The sequence below is a fragment of the Catenulispora sp. GAS73 genome (genome assembly GCF_041262085.1).
GTDB lineage: Bacteria > Actinomycetota > Actinomycetes > Streptomycetales > Catenulisporaceae > Catenulispora.
The window spans coordinates 26,310-46,571 of the sequence record NZ_JBGCCM010000029.1 but is presented as its reverse complement, the minus strand read 5'-3'; the positions used below and the strand labels follow the sequence as shown (position 1 = coordinate 46,571).

The 20,262-nt window shown below is 61.6% G+C and carries 18 protein-coding genes, 1 tRNA gene and 1 pseudogene; 16 read left to right on the top strand and 4 right to left on the bottom strand.

Features of this window, described 5'->3' with window-relative positions:
• Positions 1-37: 37 nt before the first annotated feature.
• A complete protein-coding gene (locus ABH935_RS35595) occupies positions 38-970 on the bottom strand; it encodes a DNA adenine methylase (RefSeq protein WP_370382364.1) in 933 nt (310 codons plus the stop codon).
• A 329-nt stretch (positions 971-1,299) separates the two neighbouring features.
• Between ABH935_RS35595 and ABH935_RS35590 the strand changes: the two genes are divergently transcribed.
• The 4 genes from ABH935_RS35590 to ABH935_RS35575 all read left to right on the top strand — a co-directional run bounded on the left by ABH935_RS35590 (position 1,300) and on the right by ABH935_RS35575 (position 5,461).
• Positions 1,300-2,007 carry an HAD family hydrolase gene (locus ABH935_RS35590; RefSeq protein ID WP_370382363.1) on the top strand — a complete coding sequence of 236 codons (708 nt, stop codon included), beginning with the start codon at positions 1,300-1,302 and terminating at the stop codon, positions 2,005-2,007.
• Between the two features lie 76 nt (positions 2,008-2,083).
• Entirely contained in the window at positions 2,084-2,668 is a 585-nt protein-coding gene (locus ABH935_RS35585) for a hypothetical protein (RefSeq protein ID WP_370382362.1), read from the top strand.
• Positions 2,669-3,366: 698 nt separating this feature from the next.
• Positions 3,367-5,070 (top strand): hypothetical protein, encoded by a 1,704-nt coding sequence (locus tag ABH935_RS35580; protein ID WP_370382361.1) that lies wholly within the window; start codon positions 3,367-3,369, stop codon positions 5,068-5,070.
• A gap of 31 nt (positions 5,071-5,101) precedes the next feature.
• On the top strand, positions 5,102-5,461 hold the full coding sequence (locus ABH935_RS35575) for a hypothetical protein (RefSeq protein ID WP_370382360.1): 360 nt from the start codon (positions 5,102-5,104) through the stop codon (positions 5,459-5,461).
• 59 nt (positions 5,462-5,520) lie between these two features.
• Here the strand turns inward: ABH935_RS35575 and ABH935_RS35570 are convergent, their stop codons facing one another.
• Entirely contained in the window at positions 5,521-6,972 is a 1,452-nt protein-coding gene (locus ABH935_RS35570) for a DNA-binding protein (protein ID WP_370382359.1), read from the bottom strand.
• A gap of 336 nt (positions 6,973-7,308) precedes the next feature.
• Here ABH935_RS35570 and ABH935_RS35565 point away from each other — a divergent pair, with 336 nt between their 5' ends.
• The 3 genes from ABH935_RS35565 (at position 7,309) to ABH935_RS35555 (ending at position 9,795) form a co-directional block, all read left to right on the top strand.
• Complete coding sequence (locus tag ABH935_RS35565; RefSeq protein ID WP_370382358.1) at positions 7,309-7,611, top strand: hypothetical protein; 303 nt, start codon at positions 7,309-7,311, stop codon at positions 7,609-7,611.
• A 22-nt stretch (positions 7,612-7,633) separates the two neighbouring features.
• Positions 7,634-8,245, top strand: coding sequence for an ATP-binding protein (locus ABH935_RS35560; RefSeq protein ID WP_370382357.1), 612 nt, complete (start codon positions 7,634-7,636; stop codon positions 8,243-8,245).
• A 128-nt stretch (positions 8,246-8,373) separates the two neighbouring features.
• Positions 8,374-9,795, top strand: a complete 1,422-nt coding sequence (locus ABH935_RS35555) for a histidine phosphatase family protein (protein ID WP_370382356.1) — start codon at positions 8,374-8,376, stop codon at positions 9,793-9,795.
• Between the two features lie 8 nt (positions 9,796-9,803).
• Here ABH935_RS35555 and ABH935_RS35550 read toward each other — a convergent pair whose 3' ends face one another.
• Positions 9,804-11,324: a hypothetical protein gene (locus ABH935_RS35550; protein WP_370382355.1), complete on the bottom strand. Its 1,521-nt coding sequence runs from the start codon at positions 11,322-11,324 to the stop codon at positions 9,804-9,806.
• A 134-nt stretch (positions 11,325-11,458) separates the two neighbouring features.
• Between ABH935_RS35550 and ABH935_RS35545 the strand changes: the two genes are divergently transcribed.
• The 9 genes and pseudogenes from ABH935_RS35545 to ABH935_RS35505 form a co-directional block, all read left to right on the top strand.
• On the top strand, positions 11,459-12,049 hold the full coding sequence (locus ABH935_RS35545; protein WP_370382354.1) for a hypothetical protein: 591 nt from the start codon (positions 11,459-11,461) through the stop codon (positions 12,047-12,049).
• A 301-nt stretch (positions 12,050-12,350) separates the two neighbouring features.
• The gene (locus ABH935_RS35540) at positions 12,351-12,593 is read left to right on the top strand and encodes a hypothetical protein (protein ID WP_370382353.1); all 243 of its coding nucleotides are present in this window, start codon (positions 12,351-12,353) and stop codon (positions 12,591-12,593) included.
• Between the two features lie 4 nt (positions 12,594-12,597).
• Positions 12,598-12,744, top strand: coding sequence for a hypothetical protein (locus ABH935_RS35535; RefSeq protein WP_370382352.1), 147 nt, complete (start codon positions 12,598-12,600; stop codon positions 12,742-12,744).
• A 104-nt stretch (positions 12,745-12,848) separates the two neighbouring features.
• Positions 12,849-13,052, top strand: a complete 204-nt coding sequence (locus ABH935_RS35530) for a hypothetical protein (protein ID WP_370382351.1) — start codon at positions 12,849-12,851, stop codon at positions 13,050-13,052.
• Positions 13,053-13,661: 609 nt separating this feature from the next.
• Positions 13,662-15,830: a type IV secretory system conjugative DNA transfer family protein gene (locus ABH935_RS35525; protein ID WP_370382350.1), complete on the top strand. Its 2,169-nt coding sequence runs from the start codon at positions 13,662-13,664 to the stop codon at positions 15,828-15,830.
• 98 nt (positions 15,831-15,928) lie between these two features.
• A complete protein-coding gene (locus ABH935_RS35520; RefSeq protein WP_370382451.1) occupies positions 15,929-16,765 on the top strand; it encodes a replication-relaxation family protein in 837 nt (278 codons plus the stop codon).
• The gene (locus ABH935_RS35515) at positions 16,766-17,809 is read left to right on the top strand and encodes a site-specific DNA-methyltransferase (protein ID WP_370382349.1); all 1,044 of its coding nucleotides are present in this window, start codon (positions 16,766-16,768) and stop codon (positions 17,807-17,809) included.
• A 212-nt stretch (positions 17,810-18,021) separates the two neighbouring features.
• On the top strand, positions 18,022-18,435 hold the full coding sequence (locus tag ABH935_RS35510) for a recombinase family protein (protein WP_370382348.1): 414 nt from the start codon (positions 18,022-18,024) through the stop codon (positions 18,433-18,435).
• A pseudogene (locus tag ABH935_RS35505) lies at positions 18,425-19,576 on the top strand (recombinase family protein); the annotation flags it as partial. The gene ABH935_RS35510 and the pseudogene ABH935_RS35505, both read left to right, overlap by 11 nt.
• Before the next feature lie 583 nt (positions 19,577-20,159).
• On the opposite strand, the gene ABH935_RS35500 reads toward ABH935_RS35505, so the two are convergent.
• Positions 20,160-20,236 (bottom strand) — tRNA-Pro (locus ABH935_RS35500).
• Between the last annotated feature and the right edge of the window lie 26 nt (positions 20,237-20,262).

Here is a 20,262-nt window from a genome sequence, read left to right as displayed (position 1 = left end):
TAACTATTGGTAGCAGCACCTGCCCACTCGTTGTAGGTCAATCGACAGCTCGGTACCGTTCCGAAGCTGGAAGGTCGGGATAATTTGTAACAAGGAGCTCATCTCGGACCGCTCGACTCGATGAACCGGCCGCGGTGTAGCGGTGCGGCACGGCCAGGCTGGTCACACCCGAGGCGCCACGATACAAATCACGGATCGTGGCGTTGTCGTCGTAGGACAACAACCAGCGGAATCGACTCGGCCGGCACAGTGCTTGCGCCAGCGATGCGTGCTCATCAGACTCGAACGACCACTCGTACAGGAACGGCGCCTTCTCCACGTACGGCGGATCTAGATAGACCGCGATCTCATTGGGATCGAGGTGACCGTACTCACGACGCAGACGGGACAGGGTGAGACGCCAGTCGGTGTTCCAAACGTCTAAGAGCCGCCCCGTCGTCGCGAGGTCGCCCACTGCACGCAGCCGTCGCTCCAAGCCTTCCTTGCCGAAGCGGCAGTCGATCTTGTATTGCGACGCCTGCGCCCGTCCACCGATTGGGCCCGCGCGCCCGTGCAGGATCCCTGAGAACGTCGTGCGGTTCAGAAACAAGCACTTCAAAGCTCGGTCGCGACGGCCTCGTGGAGTACCCAGCCGCCACCAGTCCCAACGCTCGAGCGTTACCGGCTCCTCCCACATGGAAGCGATGAGCCACTTGGTGTCGAAAGCCGCCGTGTACCAGAACGCAGCAACAAGAGGATCCGCATCCGCCAAGATGATGTGATCGACGAACTCCTCGCCGGCTACCTTCAGAGCAGTTGACGCCCCGCCGCAGAAGGGCTCAACGAATAGTCGAGGTGGCGGCACATTGGCACGGATCAGCTCCTGGATTACCGGTGTCAGCTGCCTCTTCGCGCCCGGATAGCGAAGCGGGCTTACGACGCTCTGGCTGAAGAACCGCTTGTCGCTCAACTCTCCGGGCTTGTCAACCACATCCTGCGACGTCCAAGGTTTCCTACGTGGCTTAGGCCGAGGGGGCTGATCGCCTGCAACGCCCACCGGCGCATCCCCCTCATCCCTGTCGACCTGCCTCAGCGCTGGAACGCAAGCCTAGCGGTCCCATCATCGCGGCATCGGGCGACGCACCATTTGACGGGCTTGCCCCGCCTGGACTTCACTAGTATCTAAGCTATCGAACATACACGCGCCCCTCAATGGTCGACACTCGGCTGGTCCGACGATATGAGGAAGCGTGAAGCTGACGAGTGCCGCAAAAGGGCTGATGCCTGCCTTAACGCGGTCCGTCATGCCACCATCCCTGTATGGCCCTCCGCACCCCGCTCCTCATCCTCTGGGACATCGACCACACGCTCGTGAGCATCCGCGGCGTCAGCCGCGACATCTATGCCCGAGCCTTTGAGCAGGTGGTTGGCCGGCAGATGGAGCATCTGGCTGATATGACCGGACGGACGGAGCGGGCCATCATCACGGAAACACTGTCCCTCAATGGTGTAGACCCGAACACTTCCTTCGATGCCTTCTACGCTGCGCTTGGTGAGGCCGCCCGTTCCTTGGAGCCAGCCATGCGGCAGCACGGCGCAGCGCTTCCTGGGGCGGCCGAGGCCATTGCGTCGTTCGCAGGTGGCAACACTGTGCAGTCGGTCGTAACCGGCAACATTCGGAGCATTGCGCTCACCAAGCTGGAAGCCTTCGGGCTGCATCAGCACATCGACTTTGCGATCGGAGGCTACGGAGATGACGGCAGCGACCGCGCGGAACTGGTGCGTTTGGCCGTAGAACGAGCTGAGGCCACGTACCACCGCGGCTTCAAGGCCGAGCACGCCGTGGTCATCGGGGACACCCCGCATGACATCCGTGGTGCCTTGGACAACGGTGCGCTGCCGATCGGGGTTGCTACTGGGTCAAGCGGCATCGAAGAGCTTGCTGCGGCCGGCGCAGATATTGTGTTGCCAAGCCTGGAGGACATCGCCCAGGTGCACGCTGCAATCCGACTGCGCCAAGCACCGTAGCAGCCCATGGTTGCTGTCTGAGTTGGGCGGGCAGGTCTAGCTTCGAGCGTCATATCTGAGTGATCTCGGAGGGGGCATGACCGCTGCGGCGTTGGTCGTCTCGCTTGTAGCACTTGCGCTGTCGGGATGGAGTTCGGTCAGACAGCTAGGGCTGGCACGCCATGCGAACAGCCTCTCGACCCTCGTTGAGCTCTTCAAGGAACACCGCACCGACCAGCTTGCGGCGGCGAGACACTTTGTCTATGCCCGCCTACCGTCAATCGACGTGAGCCAGGGCCTGGCCGCGCTCGCCGAGGACGATCGGCAGTTGGTGCGCGCCCTCGGCTGGTACTACGACAACCTTGGAGTTCTCGTGGCACACGGGGTCGTGCCCATCGATCCAGTCGCAGGCTACCTCGGTGGGTCTGTCCTTGAGTGCTGGGAACGCATGGAACCGCTCGTCCAAGCTGAGCGTGCCAGGCGTGCCGGAATGTCAGATCCCACTCGCTGGCAAGAGTACTTCGAAAATCTCTACCTCCTGCTCAGGAAGCGCGCGCCAGCGAAGGCTCGTTCATCGGCGCCACTGTGGCAGAAGAAGGCTGATGTTCTCACGCCTACCCCGAAGCCATCGGCAATATCTAACCCAACGAGCGGGGCGGCTGAACCTGAGCGGGGCGCGTAGGCGCAGTTAGGGTCGTTGCGCGGCCGTCCGAGGCACGGATGTCACCCTAGCGGTCGGCGTCGCTACTGGTTCGAACAGCATGGACAATCTTGCGCAGGTCGGCGCAGATGTAGTGGTGCCAGATCTCGTAGGAGCCTGCGAGGTACTCGGCCGACCGTAGCAACTACGTCAGGTATGGCCGAAAGGCGGATGTTCCCTTCGCGTGATAACCCGCCTTGATGATCGACAATAGATCGACTACTCCTCTCACGTGGCATTCGACGGTACCCACATATCAACCTATTGCTTTGATCAACTCACTCGAATGAGGGCATATGTGAACCTTGCAGGCTTCGCGCTCGTTCTAATAACGCGGCGAGGTGTCGGTCGCAACAAAGATGATCACCTCGGCAGCAGCGACGGCCCACTGGTCGCGATCTTAATTGTCACAAGGTATTGTCTTCCGACGAACGCGGGTTTGGTTCTGGATCAATCCCGCCTAAAGCTCTTGGAGAGTCATTGACATGAACGTCAGCCACCACTGGCGTACCGAACTTTGGACACAAGGTCGCACCGTTTGCGCAGCTACAGCGCATGTCGGTCGAGCGTTCACCCTAAGGCCTTGCAATACCTCCGAGCAAAGACTACGGTCCCCGCATGCGCATAGTAGTCGGTCAGATACATTTGCATGGCGCGATCTAGGCGCCGCTGGGGGGATCATGTCGTTGCGCGTCAAGCGCCTGCTTCTCGCGATCATGACGTTCATTGCTGTACTACTCATCGCCTACGTCTGCGTTGATGGGCACCGGTTTCTTGGAGTGCGGCATACGTCTGCCTACAGGTGGAGCGCGCTCGGGTTGTTTATCATCGGCGCGGCCTGGGCCAGCATGCTAGCAGTTGAGATCCATCGCCACTCGAACCCGGACAACTCTCCAGGACCGCCAGTCACGGCAGCAGAAGATCCGATCGACATACTCAAAAAGACAGCGCAGCTGAAAAGGCGTCATGACGATGATATAATCGAGATCTTTACGTCGATATTGACCCACCCTGAGCTTTGTATTGCTCGCGCCGTGGAAGACGCCAGCGTCCAGGAAAGCGCGCTTGAGCTAAATGTTCGCGTTACTTTCGATCTGCGCCAGGCCTCCGGTTCTGTTGATCAACGAAACCTTGGCCCCTGCATCGTGCCGTTTATGAGGATGCAAAAGGGCGCCCTGTTGGACAATCTTGAAGTTCGCGGAGCCGACGGCGCGACTTTGGCGACGCTATCTCAGCATGAGACTCGCGCACTGACCGCGATCGTCGTAACGAATCTTTTCTGGAAAGCGTACATCGATCCCAAAGAAGTCGGTGGCGTTACAGAATCGTCCGAGTTTCATCAGAACGTTCTCGCGCTTCTTCTCAGAATCGTCTTTGACGCCGAACACGTCGCGCGCGGTTTGATGGAGAGCGTAGATACCGTTCTGGGGCAGCACGCCGTGAGGGACGAAGTAGCCCGCGAGACGCTGCTTAAAGTCGTACGATTCTTGGCCAGCCACTATGTAATCGCGGCAGCAGTTCCCGAGGCGACCGACGACAGAGCCATCATCGAATACACGAAGAACCTTCCATGCTACGCCCAATACGAGCAACTTAGAGACAAACTGCGTCTACTTTCAGGGCTGCGACCGTACCGCTTTACTGTGCCCCTCTGGTTGCCGTACTACGCGACCAGCTACCACTTTCGGATGCGCGGCACTGGTGGGCAGTATGTTGCGAACCACTACCTCACGCGTCCAATGTCAGACAACAAGGCCGTCAAACAAGAGGACTTCGAAAAGCTGCACCCCCGTCCGTACATCCGCCTACGGCACAACCGAGGGCTTCCATACGGCCACCTGTACATGCGCGACTTCCGCAGTGCCCCACCCGAAAGTCTCGCGACAGTCGTCAGGTTCGCTGAGACTCCTCCTGGGGCACTCGGTGGAGCTGCGCTAGTGTCCTGGGCTAGTGCTGCGCTTGCGGTTGTATTCACGTTCCTCACAGCTTCTAGTGGCACTCAAGCGAGTTCAGACATCCCAGCGCTGCTACTTGCTTCGCCGGCGTTTGCAGCTTCGTTCTTGGGCTACACCACCGATAGCGAGAGCCTCCTGCGCACCTCGCTCACTGCACGGTTCGGGCTAACCCTGACTGGCGTCATTTCGTTTTCCAGCGCAGTTTTGTTCCTACTTCGCGCGAATCAACACATGACAAGCCGCTGGACCTTCACGTTCTTCGGCGGCCACGCTCATCTCAACAAGGTCAGCCCGTACTGGCTCGTACTTGCAGTCATCAGTACAACACTCGCAATATATCTGACCTGCATTACGGCCATCAGGACAAGGCGGTACATGAAAGCAGTCGCTAAATTTGACTCTATTGCAGATCTCTACGGCCTAGATTAAAATGGGGGTGAGTTAAGTGAGTACAGCAGCTATGCATTCTGAACAGCCAAGGCGTCGCAGTGGATCCCGTCGATCCCGCCGCGCAGCACCAGCAAACAGCGAAACCAGGCAGCAGGAAGCTGTAGTCGCCGAACGCGGCGGCAACTGGATCGTCGAAACCGGTGAGGTGAGTGCGCAAGACACGCGCTTCACAAACAGCCTGGCCGAATCACAAGCGCTTCAAGAGCGACTCCGAGAAGGAGGAGGTGTTGGAGCGGTCGCCACCATGTTTGCAACGATGAGCGAGGCCGACGTCCAGAGCCTCGCAGAAAACATCGCCCGTCCCTACGACGAGATCCTGGATGCCATCCGCAGCCACGATGAAGGCGCCGACGAACCGCAAGGCGAGTGAAAAATTCGGAAAAACTACTGTCACGTGCAGCTACATGGCGACTATCTCGACCTACCTGCTCAACCCATCGAACGCATACGCTCCTCGAACTCCCGCCCTGCCCGCGTGCCAGCAAACGGTGCGAGAGCTTCCCGGAACTCGCCGAGCCGTTCAGCCACCCTCGCCGACCCAATGGCTGCGCTCAGTTCCAGCGCTTCCGTAGCGACGAAGCACGCCTGCTCAACATCTGGCCGCAGCAGGTGAGCTTTCGCCAAACGGGACAGGTAGTGCACCCGGTCTCGAACCCGATGGGGAGCCTGCTCATCGAGCAGCGTCAAGGCACCCGCCAGTACGGTTTCCGCTTCCTTGGCTCGTCCCAAGCCGAGGTAGCAGGCACCTTCTTGAGCAGCGACTTCCACCGCGTCGACGTAGGAGAGCCACAGCGGTTCTTCTGCTTCACCGTTCTGCTCAAACGCAGTACGCATCTCATCCAGCGCGTGCAGACTGTTCCGCTCATGGCCGAGGCCGGCGTGGGCACGAGCTTCGCGGGTGGCGAGCATGGTGCGTGTCAACGGCGTCAGGGCCGACTCGTCAGTGGCACGGGCGGTACGAGCGAGCGCTAACGCTGGTTCAAGTTGGCCGCGGTACATGGCATGCAGGCTCATGTAGGCCGTGGCACTGGCGGCCAGTCCTGGATCGTCTGCTTCATGGCCGACGTAGGCGGCGGTCGTCAGGTAGCGCCGCGCTGCTCCATGGCGGTTGCCGTCGACGGCCAGCCAGCCGGCCATCTGACTGAGCTGCCCGAATGCCAGCAATCCGTCACTGGGGTCTGCCTCGACCGCCAGCGCCATACGCGCTACGTATTGACTCAGCGGCGCGTACAGCACGTCGCCGCCGAGCTGGGCATCGAGCTGGAGGAACAGGGTCAAAACCTGCGATGCGCTCTCCGCCAGCGACAGCCCGTCGAACGCCCCGATCGGGCGCATGGGTTCTTCGGCGTTGGCTCCGGGCAGATGGCCGGTCAGGCTGGACATGAGACCAGCAGCAGCAAGCGCCAGCGGCGGATCGCCCTTGCGGTGCAACGGACGAACCTGCACCGCGCTCGTCTGATGAGGCACGGCCCCCTCAGCGTGCCGTCGTTCTTCCCGCACCTTGAACCACAACAGATCCGACGGGATGCCGAGCGTTGTTGCCCAGTGCGTCAGCTTACTGAGTTCCTCCGGCGCCCGCCCGCCTTCGATACGGCTGAGCTGGGCTTGGGTGATGTTCAGCCACCCGGCGACGAGTTCCTGTGACAACGCCCGGCCGTGGAATGGGTGCAGGCGGTAGGCGCTGAAGATCCTCCCGAAGTGCCAGCTGTCCAAGGCCTCGCGCATCTGGTCGTCATGCCAGAAGGACCGCGGCACCTGGGGCGGCTTCACGAGGTCGTCAGCCGCCTTCCGCCGACAGGCAGCACAGAGCTGATCGGCGTTGTCGGTTGCCAGACGGCTCCTGCAACGCGCGCAGTCGCGTGATTTCGGTGGCGTCGGCATGGCCTTCTAAAGCCCCTTGCAAGCGTGTCAAGGTCGGAATATATCTGGAGGCCGTCGGCCGCCTTCTAGACACCAGACTGGCGGGCTACCACGACCGTCCGCAACCGGTCATACCCGACGCGTATAGCGGACATACAGGATTGGCATGGGAACCCCCTCTGACCTGGGCAAAGGTTGACAGGCAGGCATGTTACACGGCTTGCCTTGCCCGTCCACCTAAGGAGCCCGATATTCATGACATCGTCCTGGTTCGTGCCGCCTCTCTCAATTGCCCAGGCGTCTCGTCTCCTCCCGCAGTCTCCGCCGTCGTCGGCGACATCAAAGCCCCCTGACGCCATGGTCACCACCCCCAAATCCCGCATCCACGCGCTGGCCAACCGTCTCTACCTCAGCGACAGCTACGGCGCACTGCTCCATTTGACCGCGCTCATGGACTCCGATCCCCGGACGTTGGTTCCGAAATCCGAGGAAGAACGGCTCAGCTGGGAAGGCCACATGCTCGGGCTGGTCTCAGCTCTGCACTGCGTGGCCATGCACGAGCAGCAATGGGAGCCCCATATCGCTTCCGAGATCGTGGACTCACTCCTGAACCAAGCCCGGTACATCTTGCAAGAGCCTGCACACGGAACCGGGGTCTGAGATGTGCAGGAGCTACCGGGTCATGACCTTCGATGGCCTGCCGGAACGGCTTTCAGACGTCCGGCAGTACCTCCATAGGGTCTTGGGCGACGTAGATGGCGTCGACGACGTCGTGCTGGTCGCCTCAGAACTGGCAGGCAACGCCATTCGCCATAGCGCCTCCGGGAAGCCGGGCGGCAGCTTCGTACTGCAAGTAGCGGAGTTCACGGATGCCTGGCATGTCCGCGTCGACGATCAAGGTTCCCTCGGCAGTCCCAGTCCCAAGGACACGGAGGAGGCCGACGAAGCCGGCCGGGGGTTGCCGGTGGTTGCTGCGCTGACTCGGGCCTGGGGCGTGATCGGAGACAGCAAGGGTCGAACCGTGTGGGCAGAGATCCCGTACCCCAAGGACGACATAGAGGCGGAGTTCTACGAAGGCGACGCGGTGCGCGTCCGCGAGGAACTAGCGCTCAGCATCGTGGTGCAACCGCCACACCAGGCGGCCAGCTGTCTTCCGGATGCCGTTCCTGAGCTGCACATCTTCTGTGTTCCCGTCGCCCTTGTCCGGACGCTGACACCTGACGAGCCGGAGGGTGTTTTGCATTGGGTAGAGGCCTCTGCCTTGCGCGTCGTGACGGACAAGTGCCCGGCGTGAACACCCCCACAGACCACCCGCCCACTTGTTGCCGCGAATCCCCCCGTATAGAGGCACAGGTGGGCGGGTGTACCAACTCGTTGCTGACCGACCATTCCGCTCGATTGAGAAACTGCCGGAGCTCATCCATGTCTGTTGAGATCGTGTTCGAGACCCATGCCACGACCACTGACAATGAGGCGGACATCGCCACGGGGTGGGTGCCGGGAAAGTTGTCTTCGACTGGGCGTATCCAAGCCCGCGAACTCGGCGTGCGGCGTTGGGACGACGGCATCTCGGCGATCTTCACCTCTGACCTGCATCGGGCGGTCGAGACCACGGTCCTGGCGTTCACTGGATCGCCGCTGCCGATCCAACTCGACGGCCGGCTGCGGGGGTGCAACTACGGCGACCTCAACGGCAGTTCTCGGGAGGCACTGCGTGCTGTGCAGGGTCAGCATCTTGATGAGCCATTTCCCGGTGGTCAGTCCTACCGCGACGTCGTTCGTGGCATGGCTTCGTTTCTGGATGACCTTGCTTCTGCTCACGACGGTGAACGTGTCCTCCTGATTGGGCACTCGGCCACTCGTTTCGCACTTGACCACTTGCTCACGGACATCCCGCTGGAAGACGTCGTTACCAGCCCTTACATCTGGCAGCCCGGGTGGCTGTACCTGCTTCCGGATGGGTGGCATACCCCGAACTCTGACGACTCCCCAGACTTCCGGAGATTCCCCATGCGCATGACCCGCTCGCTCCCTGTTCTGATCCTGGCCGCAGTTGCACTCACCGCTGGCTGTGGTGGTGGCTCGAGCCCCACCACGGCGACCCTGATCTCGCCCGGAGTTCCGCTGTCGGCGACGTCGACCAGTTCCGCGGGCAGTACGCCGGCGAGTGCAAGCGGCTTGCCGTCCCAGGACTCTGATGCAACCGTTGGCTTCCTGTTCTCCAGCGGCGACCACGTCGAGGCCAGCTACGTCATTGACCACACGCCAGTGAGCTTGGCCTCGGCCGGCGCGGTGGCACAGAGTTGTGTCGCACAGCTCACGAACGATCCCGCTCGTGCCTTGGTGTGGCATCTCGTCGTCACCGCCAAGCTGACCAGCAGCATGAGCGGAACCTTTACGCTCAACTTCGGTCAGCAGGCTTTTCCCATGGCCGCGAAGTACGCCGACGGCGAGCAACGCTGCTGGAGCGTCGGTGAACCCGGCTACGTCAGCCTCACCCTGACTCCCGGCAGTTCGGTACGCATCGAATTGTGGCTTCTCGGGGATGGCTTCAGGACACCGCAGTTCCCAGACGGTGATCCGAAGATTCTCCGTGGGTTGGCGTTCAGCCCGAGTATGCACGTTGGAACCAGCGTCGTGGCTGCCGATGCGGTCATTGACGACATCCATGGGACACAGGTCTTGGCCTGCAACCTCGAAGTAGCGTCACACGTCCAGGCCGAGATCTTCGCTGATCCCGCGGCGTTCGCCAAGGGCGACACCGATTGCGCGCCTGCGGTGACGCGGGCGGACTTCGCCGCCATGGAGGCGAAAGCAGGGACGGTCGGGGCTACGAGTCCGTAGGTGGTGGACTACAGGCGCGAGTGGGCGATGAGGTCAGCGCCAGTAAAGTCGGGCTTGTAGGCGAGCGGTCCGACGACGACGGCAAGCTGGTTAGCAAGAACTGCCGGATCGCGCGAGGTTGAGATGCCAAACTCCCGCAGATCGAAGAGTAGTTGCGAGATACTCTCTTGGCTGTTCCCTCGGGCTGACGTTCGATTCCTTGCCGTTGCCAGTTCAAGCACCCAGGTTGCCATTGCCAAGCGCTCAATAACGGTGCCATGTTTGAACAGCACACGAGCCGTGTAGCTAATACAGGTGATCGCAAAGGGATGCGCCGTGATGAGCTGGTCGAGTGTTGCTTTACGAAGACCATCGAAGAGGACGGCGCAGCTCAAAGCCGTATCGTTCATATGAGGGCCTAGTCGGGGCAATAGGTCCTCAGCGTGATTCATCACGACTGGTGATAGCCAGTCACCGCCGAGGTCGGGCCTCCCACCTTTTTCGAGCGAGATTCTTTGATACTCGTTGGCGACAACGCGGTCAGCTTGTAGGAGTGCGTACTCCTTATTAAGTCGATACCGCTTCCCTTGCATTCTGCTCGACAAGCCAGAGGCCACATGGTCAACTCTGCCGGACTCGATTGCGAGACTTCCACGCTCTGCGCATAGGGAGCGGGCGATGAGCACTTGATCTCGGTTGATGCCTCGCTTGCGCGCCAGCTTGATTGCGTTGACATGTCGTAAGTAGTCATGACCAAGGTCGTTACCGTCGTCGTCGCGCACTCTAAATAGATTCTTGCCAGCCCACTCCATTCCCCGACGCCCACCACCCAACGCAAGCACTGCGAGGGCATCGTCTTCGGCGGTTGACCAGTTTTCCGGATCGAGAACCTTATCTACGGCTTCGGTCGAGACCGTAAAGGTTTGTTGAGGTTCTTCGGTGTGAGGACCTGGCTCAGGATGCTGTGATGGCGCATTGGGTTCGGCTTTTGAGGAGTCTTCGCCGTTGGTGGATGGCTCCGCTGCTTGCGTGGTGGATTCTTGCTCGTCCTTGACTTCTACAGGAAGCGGAGGTTCGTCGGGCGGCTCGGGGATGGTGTCGCCATTGGGAATGATGCCAGCGGCTTTGAGTTGGGCTTCGATGAGTGGCCGTGCGTGAGCGATGAATAGCCGTACGTAGCCTCGACTTGACGGACTTGAGACGATCTCATATCCGTGACCGCCATCTGCTAGCCACTTTTGGCGCCGTCCAAGGAAAATGCCCTCGACCTCTTTGAATCCGGAAACGTTGTAGCTGACGCGAAGAGATCGGAGGATGCCGTCCCTCGTGATTTCGCCGCTTGGCGACTCCCAGGCCTCCATCAGCAATTTAAGCTCGCTGGCTACGGCTCTACGCTGATCATCGACAGTCATGCCTGGGACGATCTTCCAAAGTGCCCGGAGCTCGTCGCCCAGGTCTCCGTAGAGATCATCACGCCGTACGCCAAGCAGAGGGTGCAAGAGTTTGAACCTCTCGCGCCATCCGTCGCTTTCAACGATCTTCTTTGGCACGCTTCACCTCCCCTCGAACCTGGTGCGCATTCTAGCCAGATCCAGCTGGGCTCAACTACAAGGGTCTATCAGCTCGGCTATTGATCTTGGACGTCCAATATGTTATAACTAGATCGTTAATTGAGTAGTAAGCTATGTCCTACGAATCGTCACAGCCTCAGCGTGAAGCCATCCCGTGGGAATGGTCGGCGGAGCGTTTCGCAGATCTATCGCCGAGCGAGATCGTAGCGGCTCATAGATTATCCTGGAACCACGACATCTCGATGTTCCTGGAGACCCTGCCTCGTCAAGATCTCGTACGAGCCAAAGCTGTTTATTCCGCCTTTGTGGGTAGTCCGATACCAGCCGACCGGGAGTGGCTTGCGTTCGGGGGGATAGAAAAGTTGACCGTTGTTGACCATGGCGCTGGAGTAGCACTGTGGGATCAGCTCATCCGTGACGTTGACCCCGATGTCAGGCATACAGTGGCACAGCAGCTTGACGAACAAATTAGTAACGCTGGAGTGAGCTCGTTCGATTCCGAACACAGGCTCGCAATCCACATGCGCCACTTGGCGAGCCCGGCCCTGGACGAAGAGTATCTCCGCAGCGAAACGGGTCTCACTCGCCAAGACGCATACGACCTCTTCGTGTCCTACGCCTACGCCGAGAACGGTCAGTTCCTACACGACGTCGGAGAAGCTGCACTTGCCAAGTTGGCCGTCGTTCAGCCACCAGCTGCCTAGTGCGATCTTCACTCTTGCGGGTGGCTCCCCATGTGCTTAGCACATCGCTGACCTGTGGCGTTGCTGCTTAGCACAAGCACTAGCGCTAAGCAGCCCTTTCCCGCTGGAACGACGCTTGCTTCGGTGTGTAGCGTCAAGCTCAGCAAGTTGGAAGTGTCCAGGCCGCAAAGCTAATCGGGCGTTTCAGATAACCATCATTGCCCGCGTCCAAGAGGCGCAATCAAAACCCAAAATCTGTCTTGGGCGGAGCCTTGCCAAAAACAGCCCCGCCCCCTCAACCCCGAAAGGAGACCACCACGCAGTGAAAAGATCAGGAGGATTTTTCCTCCGCGTCCTCATCGCCATCAGCGGGCTAGCGCTCGCTGGCCTCGTACTGAAGCTCATCGGCTCAATCCTGACCCCGATCCTGCCGGCCAGCTTCAACAGTGCCCTGTCTTCCGGGTGGACGTACCTGCTCGGACTGGTCAATCCCGCACTCCCCGCAATCGGGGCGCTGGCCATCCTGGCGCTCCTGCTGTGGATCGTCGCCGGCAGGGGGCGGTGAATCCATGAACAACGTCATCGGATTCCTGTGTGTCATCTGCTTCTTCGGCTACGTCGCTCGTGCAGCCGTCGAGCTTCTGAGCTCAGTGTTCTTCTGGGGTGTCGCCGCGATCGTCGTCCTGACGCTGCTGGTGTTCCTGACGCACCACTGACGAATGAGAGCTGTACGGCCTCGGCCGAGACCGTACAGCTCTCATCCCCAAGACCTTCCTGGCACCACCACGCCTACAACCAACAGAAATGGAGCCAAGATGCTGTGCGTCGTAACTACCGTTCAGCCAAGATCCGCAAGCACATCGCCCGAGATCAGGACATCCGGCGCGACGAGCTGAAGCAGCTGGAGTCCAACCTGCACACCGAGTGGCGGGATCAACTCAACGGCGCGCTGGAATGCGGCATCGTCAGCAGCGAGGGCGACACCCCGCCGGCCGACATCTCCGACCGAGACGAAGCCGCATAGCGACCGGATGCACGGGGCTGGGTGGGGTTCAGCGAACCCGGCCCCGTGCGGCCAGGAGGCCACCGGCGGCTCGCCGCCAAGCTGCGCCAGTATCTGAGTAGGAAAGACAACAATCCGCTGGCGTCTAACCAGTAGTCCAGCCCTACCGCCGGTGTTGTAAAAAGCCTCATATCCGTTGCATAGCTTGCATTGCGTCGGCATAGTAAAAAGCGGACTGGCTCGCCACTCGCTTGCATCACAAGGTAATTCGCATCTTACCTTGCACCGCAGCTCAAGCGCGGTATCGTCCAGCCCGCCTAAGTCTTCACAAAGCCCCGAAGTGGGGGATTCGTGCAAGTTTCATTGAATACCTGACGTCCTTGCCTGTCAAGAGCGACGTGTATTTAGTGCGCCCACGAAACCTCCACTTCGGCACTACCGAAAGGAGGTTTTCTCTATGTCAACACAACCACAAGACGCGCCAGTCCATGTGACGGCCGAAGCCCGGCCTCACCCGTCGCTCCGCACGCTGGCTCGTGCCTGCATCACTCTGGCTCGGCTCCAGCTGGCAGCGTCGTCGCAGCCCGAAGCCGTCAGTAGTTCGCCGGTCAAGGACGGGGAGGCCAGCGTATGACTTCCTTGACCTGGTACGACGTCTTTCCACCACGAGGCATGTCTCATGACATCACCACGAACGTCATGCGGGTGCTGGCCGGACGTCCCCGCTTCGGCGTCCTCGACCTCACGCCGTTGGTCGTCTTCGAACTGTGGCTGCACAAGGATCGGGCGCGCTGGCTCATTGGGGTAGATGAGCGCCTTGCCGACCGACTCCCGGGCGAACTCACCGCCCAGTGCCCGGACTTGGTGCTCGTGAGGACGGACCGCCCTGAGCGTCCCAACGTTATCGCCGGCCGGGAAGTCCGCTTCAGTAGCCTGGCGTATTCCATCCGCACTGACGTGGCCGAGGGCGTCACCGCGGCGCTGCTAAAGCATCGTGAGCAACTACGCGACGGCGAAGCCGTCGTCCTCCAGGTCGTCGTGGGGCCTGGCCAGTTCTTCGCCGACTATCCGGTGGTTAAGACACCGCTCGACCTCTTGGGCTTCACTACGCCTCCCGAGCCGGACGGCACCGACAGACAGGCATTCAAGCGCAAGGTCGCCGAACCCTTGTTCGCAATCCGGGCTCGGACGGCCGCCGCGGCCGCCCATCCTCGTCGAGCCGCCGGCCTGACGCGCCCCGTCTACTCGGCTCTCACCATCGCGAACGACCGGCACGGCCGAGTTCGGATATCGCCGCAGTCGTCACGGATCGCCCATCAAACTATGCGGGTCATGGGACGAGTGCGTACCTGGTCGAGCATCGTGAACGCTGCCGAGCTGGCAGTGCTGACCGGCTGGAACATCGGCGACGTGGAGGTTCCAGGCGCTGGCAACGCTTTCGCGCCGCCCCCGGCCGCCTTGTTGGCTGACACCGATACGGCTGACCCGGGCATGCGTTCTGCGGGTGTCAGCAGCCATCCGGCGACAAAGGGGCGAGCCGTCCAACTGCCGTTGTCGTCGTACGCCGCCCACTCCCACGTCATCGCGCCTACCAACTCCGGCAAATCGACCATGCTGGCGCGCTGGGCTGTCGCCGAAGCGGCAGCTGGCCGGTCGCTGGTCGTCATCGAGCCCAAGGGCGATCTTGTCCAGGACATTCTCAGCCTGTTGCCCGAGAACCGGCACGCCGATGTGGTCGTCATAGATCCAGGAGCGGACAGTGGGGTAGCCGTCACCGGCTTCAATCCGCTACGTGGACCTCGAAGCGGTGCCGAGCACCGAGCCGACACGCTGTTGGGGCTGTTTAAGGAACTGTTCGGATCGGCGATCGGGCCTCGAGGTTCTGACGTCCTACTTCATGCCCTCATTGCCGTCGCACGGCTCGACGACGGGGCTTTGACCGACGTCATGCCGTTCCTGACCAACGACCTGTTCCGTCGCTCGGTGCTGGCTCAAGTCAGCGATCCTCTAACACTGGCTCCGTGGGCAGCCTGGTTCGACAGCCTGAGCGTCGCCGAACGGGCTCAAGTCGTGGCGCCCATTGGCAACAAATTGAGAGTTTTGAGCAGTAGGCCAAGTATCCGCCGGCTGCTGGGACAGCCAGAGCCGAAGTTCAGGCTGGAGTCGCTGTTCGAGCGGCCGACGATCCTGCTCGTCAACCTCAACGCCGGAGCCATCGGAAGTGAGGCCGCACGGCTCATCGGCACACTGCTGCTCAACCAGCTGTGGAACGTCATTCAACGTCAGACCACGAAGCCAGCACATCAGCGACGCATCGTGCCGATTTTCTTGGATGAGTGGCAGCTCTACACCTCAGGCCTCGACTTCGCCGACGTGCTGGCGAGAGCCCGCGGCGCAGGCGCACCGTTCACGATCGCCCACCAGCACCTTGACCAGTTGAGCCCGGCACTCAAGGCGGCAGTGCTGGCGAACGCAAGGTCGCGCGTCGTGTTCCGGCCGACTGAGGGTGACGCCAGGGCGCTCGCTGCCGTTCTCGGCAAGCCTGTCACCGTTGACGACCTGGAACGGCTACCGGCGTACCACGCCGTTGCCCGCGTCCTCGTCGACGGGGCACCATGCCGGGCGATCGAGGTGGTCTCGCTGCCGCTGCCTAGTCCCCTGAACGATCCCGCCGCTCTCCGCCGGAAGTCCGCCGAACACTACGGCGTCGATCCTGACGCCATCGACGCCGCCATCCTCAGGCGCTGGCGCGGCGACGATCCCGAGGAGCCAATCGGGGCTCGGAGGAAGTCGTCATGACAGCTGACTTCACACCTACCGATCGGCCTACCGTTCGCGCTGAGTTCGTTTCGTCCCAACCAGCGAACACCGGACGTACCGACCGCCGAAACTCCTCCCTGAGTGGAGGTGCTTCATCGTCCCGGCGAGCACCGGCGGAACGACTCGCGGATCGGCTGGGGACTCGTGACCACGCCATCCTGGCCTCGCTCCAGGAGTTCCGCCTCATGTCTGGTAGTCAACTCCGACGACTGCATTTCCCCGGCGGCGACCAGTCCACCCAAGCTCGTAAAACCAGGGCGGTGCTACGGCGGCTCACAGAGCTCGGCGTCGTCACTCGTGCTGAACGGAGGGTCGGTGGTGTCCGCTCCGGCAGCGAGGGCTTTTGCTACGGACTCAGTGGCCTCGGCCATGCCGTCCTCGATATCGGGCAGTTGGCCGCTCGGCGACACCGCAGCAACATCGAGACGAAGTCGGCTTTTGCTGCTCATGTTCTCGGCGTCTCGGAGCTTGCCGTAGAGCTCACTGAGCAGTCGCGCGCCGGCAGCTGCGCCATTGAGGAACTGCGGGCTGAACCCGGCTGTTGGCGCTCATTCACGGCGCACAGCGGCGCTCGACGCGTCCTCAAGCCCGATGCCTATGTTCGCCTCACCGTCGGCGTTTTCGATCTTGCCTCGTTCGTGGAGCTAGACATGGCCACCGAGAGCCTGCCGACCATCGCTCGCAAGAACGAGGTCTACGTCGACTACTGGCGCTCAGGAGCCGAGCAGCAAGCGAGTGGCTTCTTCCCCCGCGTCTGGTGGTGCGTGCCGCACCACGCACGTCTCCAAGCCATTGCCCGCACCATTTCTCGACTCCCTGAGGCTGTCCATGGGCTGTTCGCGGTCACGCTGACCGAGCACGCCGCCCATGCACTCACGCACATCCCCGTAACCGACACCGAAGGAGGTGCCTAAATGAACGACAACCACCACGCCATCCCCCGCAACACAATCCTCGTCGGCGACGTCCGAACCCGGCTGTCGGAACTGCCGGACGCCTCCGTGCACTGCGTCATTACCAGCCCTCCGTACTGGGGGTTGCGGGACTACGGCCACCCTGGACAGATCGGGGCAGAGCCGACCGTCCAGGCGTGGGCGGAGACCATCTCCGCCGTCTGCGACGACATCGGGCGGGTGCTCCGTCCGGACGGTGTGCTGTGGCTCAACCTCGGCGACGGCTACTCCAGGCATATTCGGGAAGGCGCATCAAAGAAGTGCTTGCTGCTCGGACCCGAACGTGTCGCACTGAAGATGACGCAGTCCGGCTGGCTGCTGCGCAACAAGGTGATCTGGGCGAAGCGCAACGCTATGCCCGCCAATGTCCGTGACCGGCTGAGCACGACTCACGAGTACCTGTACTGCTTCACCCGCTCACCGCACTACTTCTACGATCTTGATGTCATCCGTGAGCCGGCCGTGACTGCCGACAAGCAGCAACGAGCAGGCAGCCGCCCCAACTACCCGCCGCGCTCGGCCGTACCGTCGCTGGGCGGTGGCAGCACGCCACGCGTCGACCTCAACCACGGCCTCAGTGCCATGAAGGCTCGCGGCGTCCAATCCCACCCCTTGGGCAAGAACCCCGGCGACGTTTTCAACGTCTCGACCGCCAGCTACCACGGTGCACACTTCGCCACCTTCCCGGTCGAGCTGGTACGTCGCCCGTTGCTGGCCAGCTGCCCGGAACGAGCCTGCACGAACTGTGGCGCGCCCTGGCTGCGCGCCCAGCACTCGATGACCGGTGGCCAAGCAATCCGCGGCTCGCTGCATCCTGGCTGTGAGTGCCGTGCCAGCTGGCAACCGGGGCTGGCGCTTGATCCGTTCATCGGGGCGGGAACGGTGGCTGTAGCTGCTGAGCGCTTCGGCCGTGACTGGGTTGGGATCGAGCTCAACCCCAAGTTCGCTGGTATGGCCGAGGAACGCATCGCCGAAGACCGGGCACGGCGGACGCCGGGATTCTGAGGGTCGCCCGGTTCACAGGTCGCTCTTCGGTGACCCGTGAACCTTTTCCTGGCAGTGCTGGAAAAACTACAGCATGCAGATGGACGGCGGTCTCTACCAGAGAGAAACCGCCTGTCTGCAATCGCCGGAATACATAAGGACATCCTGCCCTACCTTGGCACCATATACGTGGGCTGAGAAAATATACAGAGAAACGAAAGGAGATAGAAAGAATGACACAAGAAGAAAACGGCGGCCACGGGCAGCCAAGCCGACCCGGCGAAGCACGCGCAGTCCTATACCTGCGCGTTGGGAGCGCACACCCGCAAGATGGTCAAGCTGCTGTCCTCCAACGGACGGCCTGCCTGCGGTTTGCCGAAAGTCACGGGCTGTCCATTGTCCGGGAGTACGTCGATCTCGGCACACCGGCTCGATATGACTGTCAGTCTGCACTGCAGCATTTGCTATTCGAGCTGGATGAAAAGCGGGATGCACCATACGTCGTGGTCTCCGACTACGCACGGTTGAGCCGCATGCTGCCGGAACTTACCAGCATTACGCGGCGAGTCCACAGCTGTAGAGCCGTCATCGCAACCGTCAACAACACGAACAACGCGGGCGAAGGAGGAACGAGCCATGAAGTCTGACACCAACATCCGGGACAACACGCGGAACAGCACCGCCCTGGAAGCAGCGCAGTCGCGCACAACACGTAAGCCCCGAGGCGGAAAGGCGGCAACGCCTCCGTCCCGTGAGCTGCCGATCGGGATGCTGTACGCCCGCGTCAGCACCAAGGAACAGGCTCGCACTGGCGGCGGGGCACTGGGCTACTCGCTTCCCGTGCAGATCGACGCCTGCCGGGTCAAGGCTTCCCAGCTCGGTGCAGTCATCGCACCAGAACACGAATATGTCGACGCCGGCGAGTCCGCCAAGACTGCTGACCGCGATGAGTTGCAGCGGATGCTGCACGACATCAAGACGGTGCGGCCGGACTACGTGTTCGTCCACAAGATCGACCGCCTGGCGCGCAACCGCGCCGACGACATCGCGATCAACCTCATGCTCAAGAAGTACGGCGTGACCCTGATCTCCTGCACCGAGAACATCGACGACACGCCCAGCGGCCGGCTGCTCTACGGGCTCATGGCCGAGATCGCTCAGTTCTACGCCGGCAACCTTGCCCAGGAGGTCATGAAGGGCCTGGTTCGCAAGGCCGAGGAGGGCGGTACGCCCTTCCGCGCACCCCTGGGCTACCTCAACCACCGCGAGATGCGGGATGGAGCGGACATCTCATGGGTGGAACTCGACCCGGAGCGGGCGGAGATCATCAGGTGGTGCTTCGAGCAGTACGCCACCGGCGAGTGGAGCGGTATCAACCTCACATTGGCCGCTGAGGCCAAGGGTCTCACCAGCCGGCCGCGGGGCAGCAAGACATGTCACCCGATCACCTTGACCGGGATGTACCACATCCTCCAGAACCCTTACTACATGGGCGTCGTGTCATACCGGGGCATCCACTACGAGGGCAAGCATCCGGTTCTCGTTGAGCCGGATGTCTGGCTCGCGGTTCAGGACTTGCTCGCCGCCCATGCCCACCGAGGCGAGAAAGATCGTGTCCACCCGCATTACTTGCGGGGGACGATCTTCTGTTCGAGCTGCGGCGGGCGGCTGGTCTACTCCGAGAACACCGGCAACGGTGGGACTTACAGCTACTACGCCTGCGTCAAGAAGAAGACCAAGACCAACAACTGCACGCGTCGAGCCGTCCGCTTAGAGCGGATCGAAGACGGCATCGAGAACTTCTACTCCTGTCTCCAGCTGCACCCCAGAGAGGCAGAGGCAATCCGGGAGACGGTGTCCGTGGAACTGGCCGCTCAGGGTGCCGAGGCCAAGCTCGGCTTGGAGAAGGCTCGCAAGCGCAAGGAACGCGCTCAAAACGAACGGCAGAAGCTGCTCCAAGCGCACTACGCCGGAGCAGTCCCGGCTGACCTGCTGGCTCAAGAGATGAACCGGCTGACCCGGGAACTGGCCCACGCCGACAGCGAGATCCAGGCCGCGAAGAGCACCAACAGCCAGGTCGAGGGAGTTCTGAAAGCAGCCCTCACCGCTGCCAGCCACTGTGAGCAGGCCTACGCCATCGCCCCGGAACGTGTGCGACGGCAGATCAACCAGGGGTTTTTCGAGCGGTTGCTCATTGGGGATGACGGCTCAGTCGAAACGGCAGAACTCACCGAACCGTTTCAGCCTCTCCTCGGTGGAGGGCAGGCTTACCTGCCCTCCACCGGCCATACAAGGGATGACCTGGCCAGATGGACACAGAACGAAACCACCGACCGGGTTACCCCGGTCGGTGGTGTGAAAGAGACCTATATGGTCGGGATGACAGGATTTGAACCTGCGACATCGTGCCCCCAAAGCACGCGCGCTACCAAGCTGCGCCACATCCCGCGGTCCTCGCGACAGCAGATTAGCAC

Coding starts and splice junctions, on each gene's coding strand:
- ABH935_RS35555 (WP_370382356.1), top strand. CDS start 8,374: ATGTCTGTTGAGATCGTGTTCGAGACCCATGCCACGACCACTGACAAT.
- ABH935_RS35535 (WP_370382352.1), top strand. CDS start 12,598: ATGAACAACGTCATCGGATTCCTGTGTGTCATCTGCTTCTTCGGCTAC.
- ABH935_RS35585 (WP_370382362.1), top strand. CDS start 2,084: ATGACCGCTGCGGCGTTGGTCGTCTCGCTTGTAGCACTTGCGCTGTCG.
- ABH935_RS35565 (WP_370382358.1), top strand. CDS start 7,309: ATGGTCACCACCCCCAAATCCCGCATCCACGCGCTGGCCAACCGTCTC.
- ABH935_RS35570 (WP_370382359.1), bottom strand. CDS start 6,972: ATGCCGACGCCACCGAAATCACGCGACTGCGCGCGTTGCAGGAGCCGT.
- ABH935_RS35580 (WP_370382361.1), top strand. CDS start 3,367: ATGTCGTTGCGCGTCAAGCGCCTGCTTCTCGCGATCATGACGTTCATT.
- ABH935_RS35515 (WP_370382349.1), top strand. CDS start 16,766: ATGAACGACAACCACCACGCCATCCCCCGCAACACAATCCTCGTCGGC.
- ABH935_RS35525 (WP_370382350.1), top strand. CDS start 13,662: ATGACTTCCTTGACCTGGTACGACGTCTTTCCACCACGAGGCATGTCT.
- ABH935_RS35510 (WP_370382348.1), top strand. CDS start 18,022: ATGACACAAGAAGAAAACGGCGGCCACGGGCAGCCAAGCCGACCCGGC.
- ABH935_RS35560 (WP_370382357.1), top strand. CDS start 7,634: ATGACCTTCGATGGCCTGCCGGAACGGCTTTCAGACGTCCGGCAGTAC.
- ABH935_RS35590 (WP_370382363.1), top strand. CDS start 1,300: ATGGCCCTCCGCACCCCGCTCCTCATCCTCTGGGACATCGACCACACG.
- ABH935_RS35575 (WP_370382360.1), top strand. CDS start 5,102: ATGCATTCTGAACAGCCAAGGCGTCGCAGTGGATCCCGTCGATCCCGC.
- ABH935_RS35545 (WP_370382354.1), top strand. CDS start 11,459: ATGTCCTACGAATCGTCACAGCCTCAGCGTGAAGCCATCCCGTGGGAA.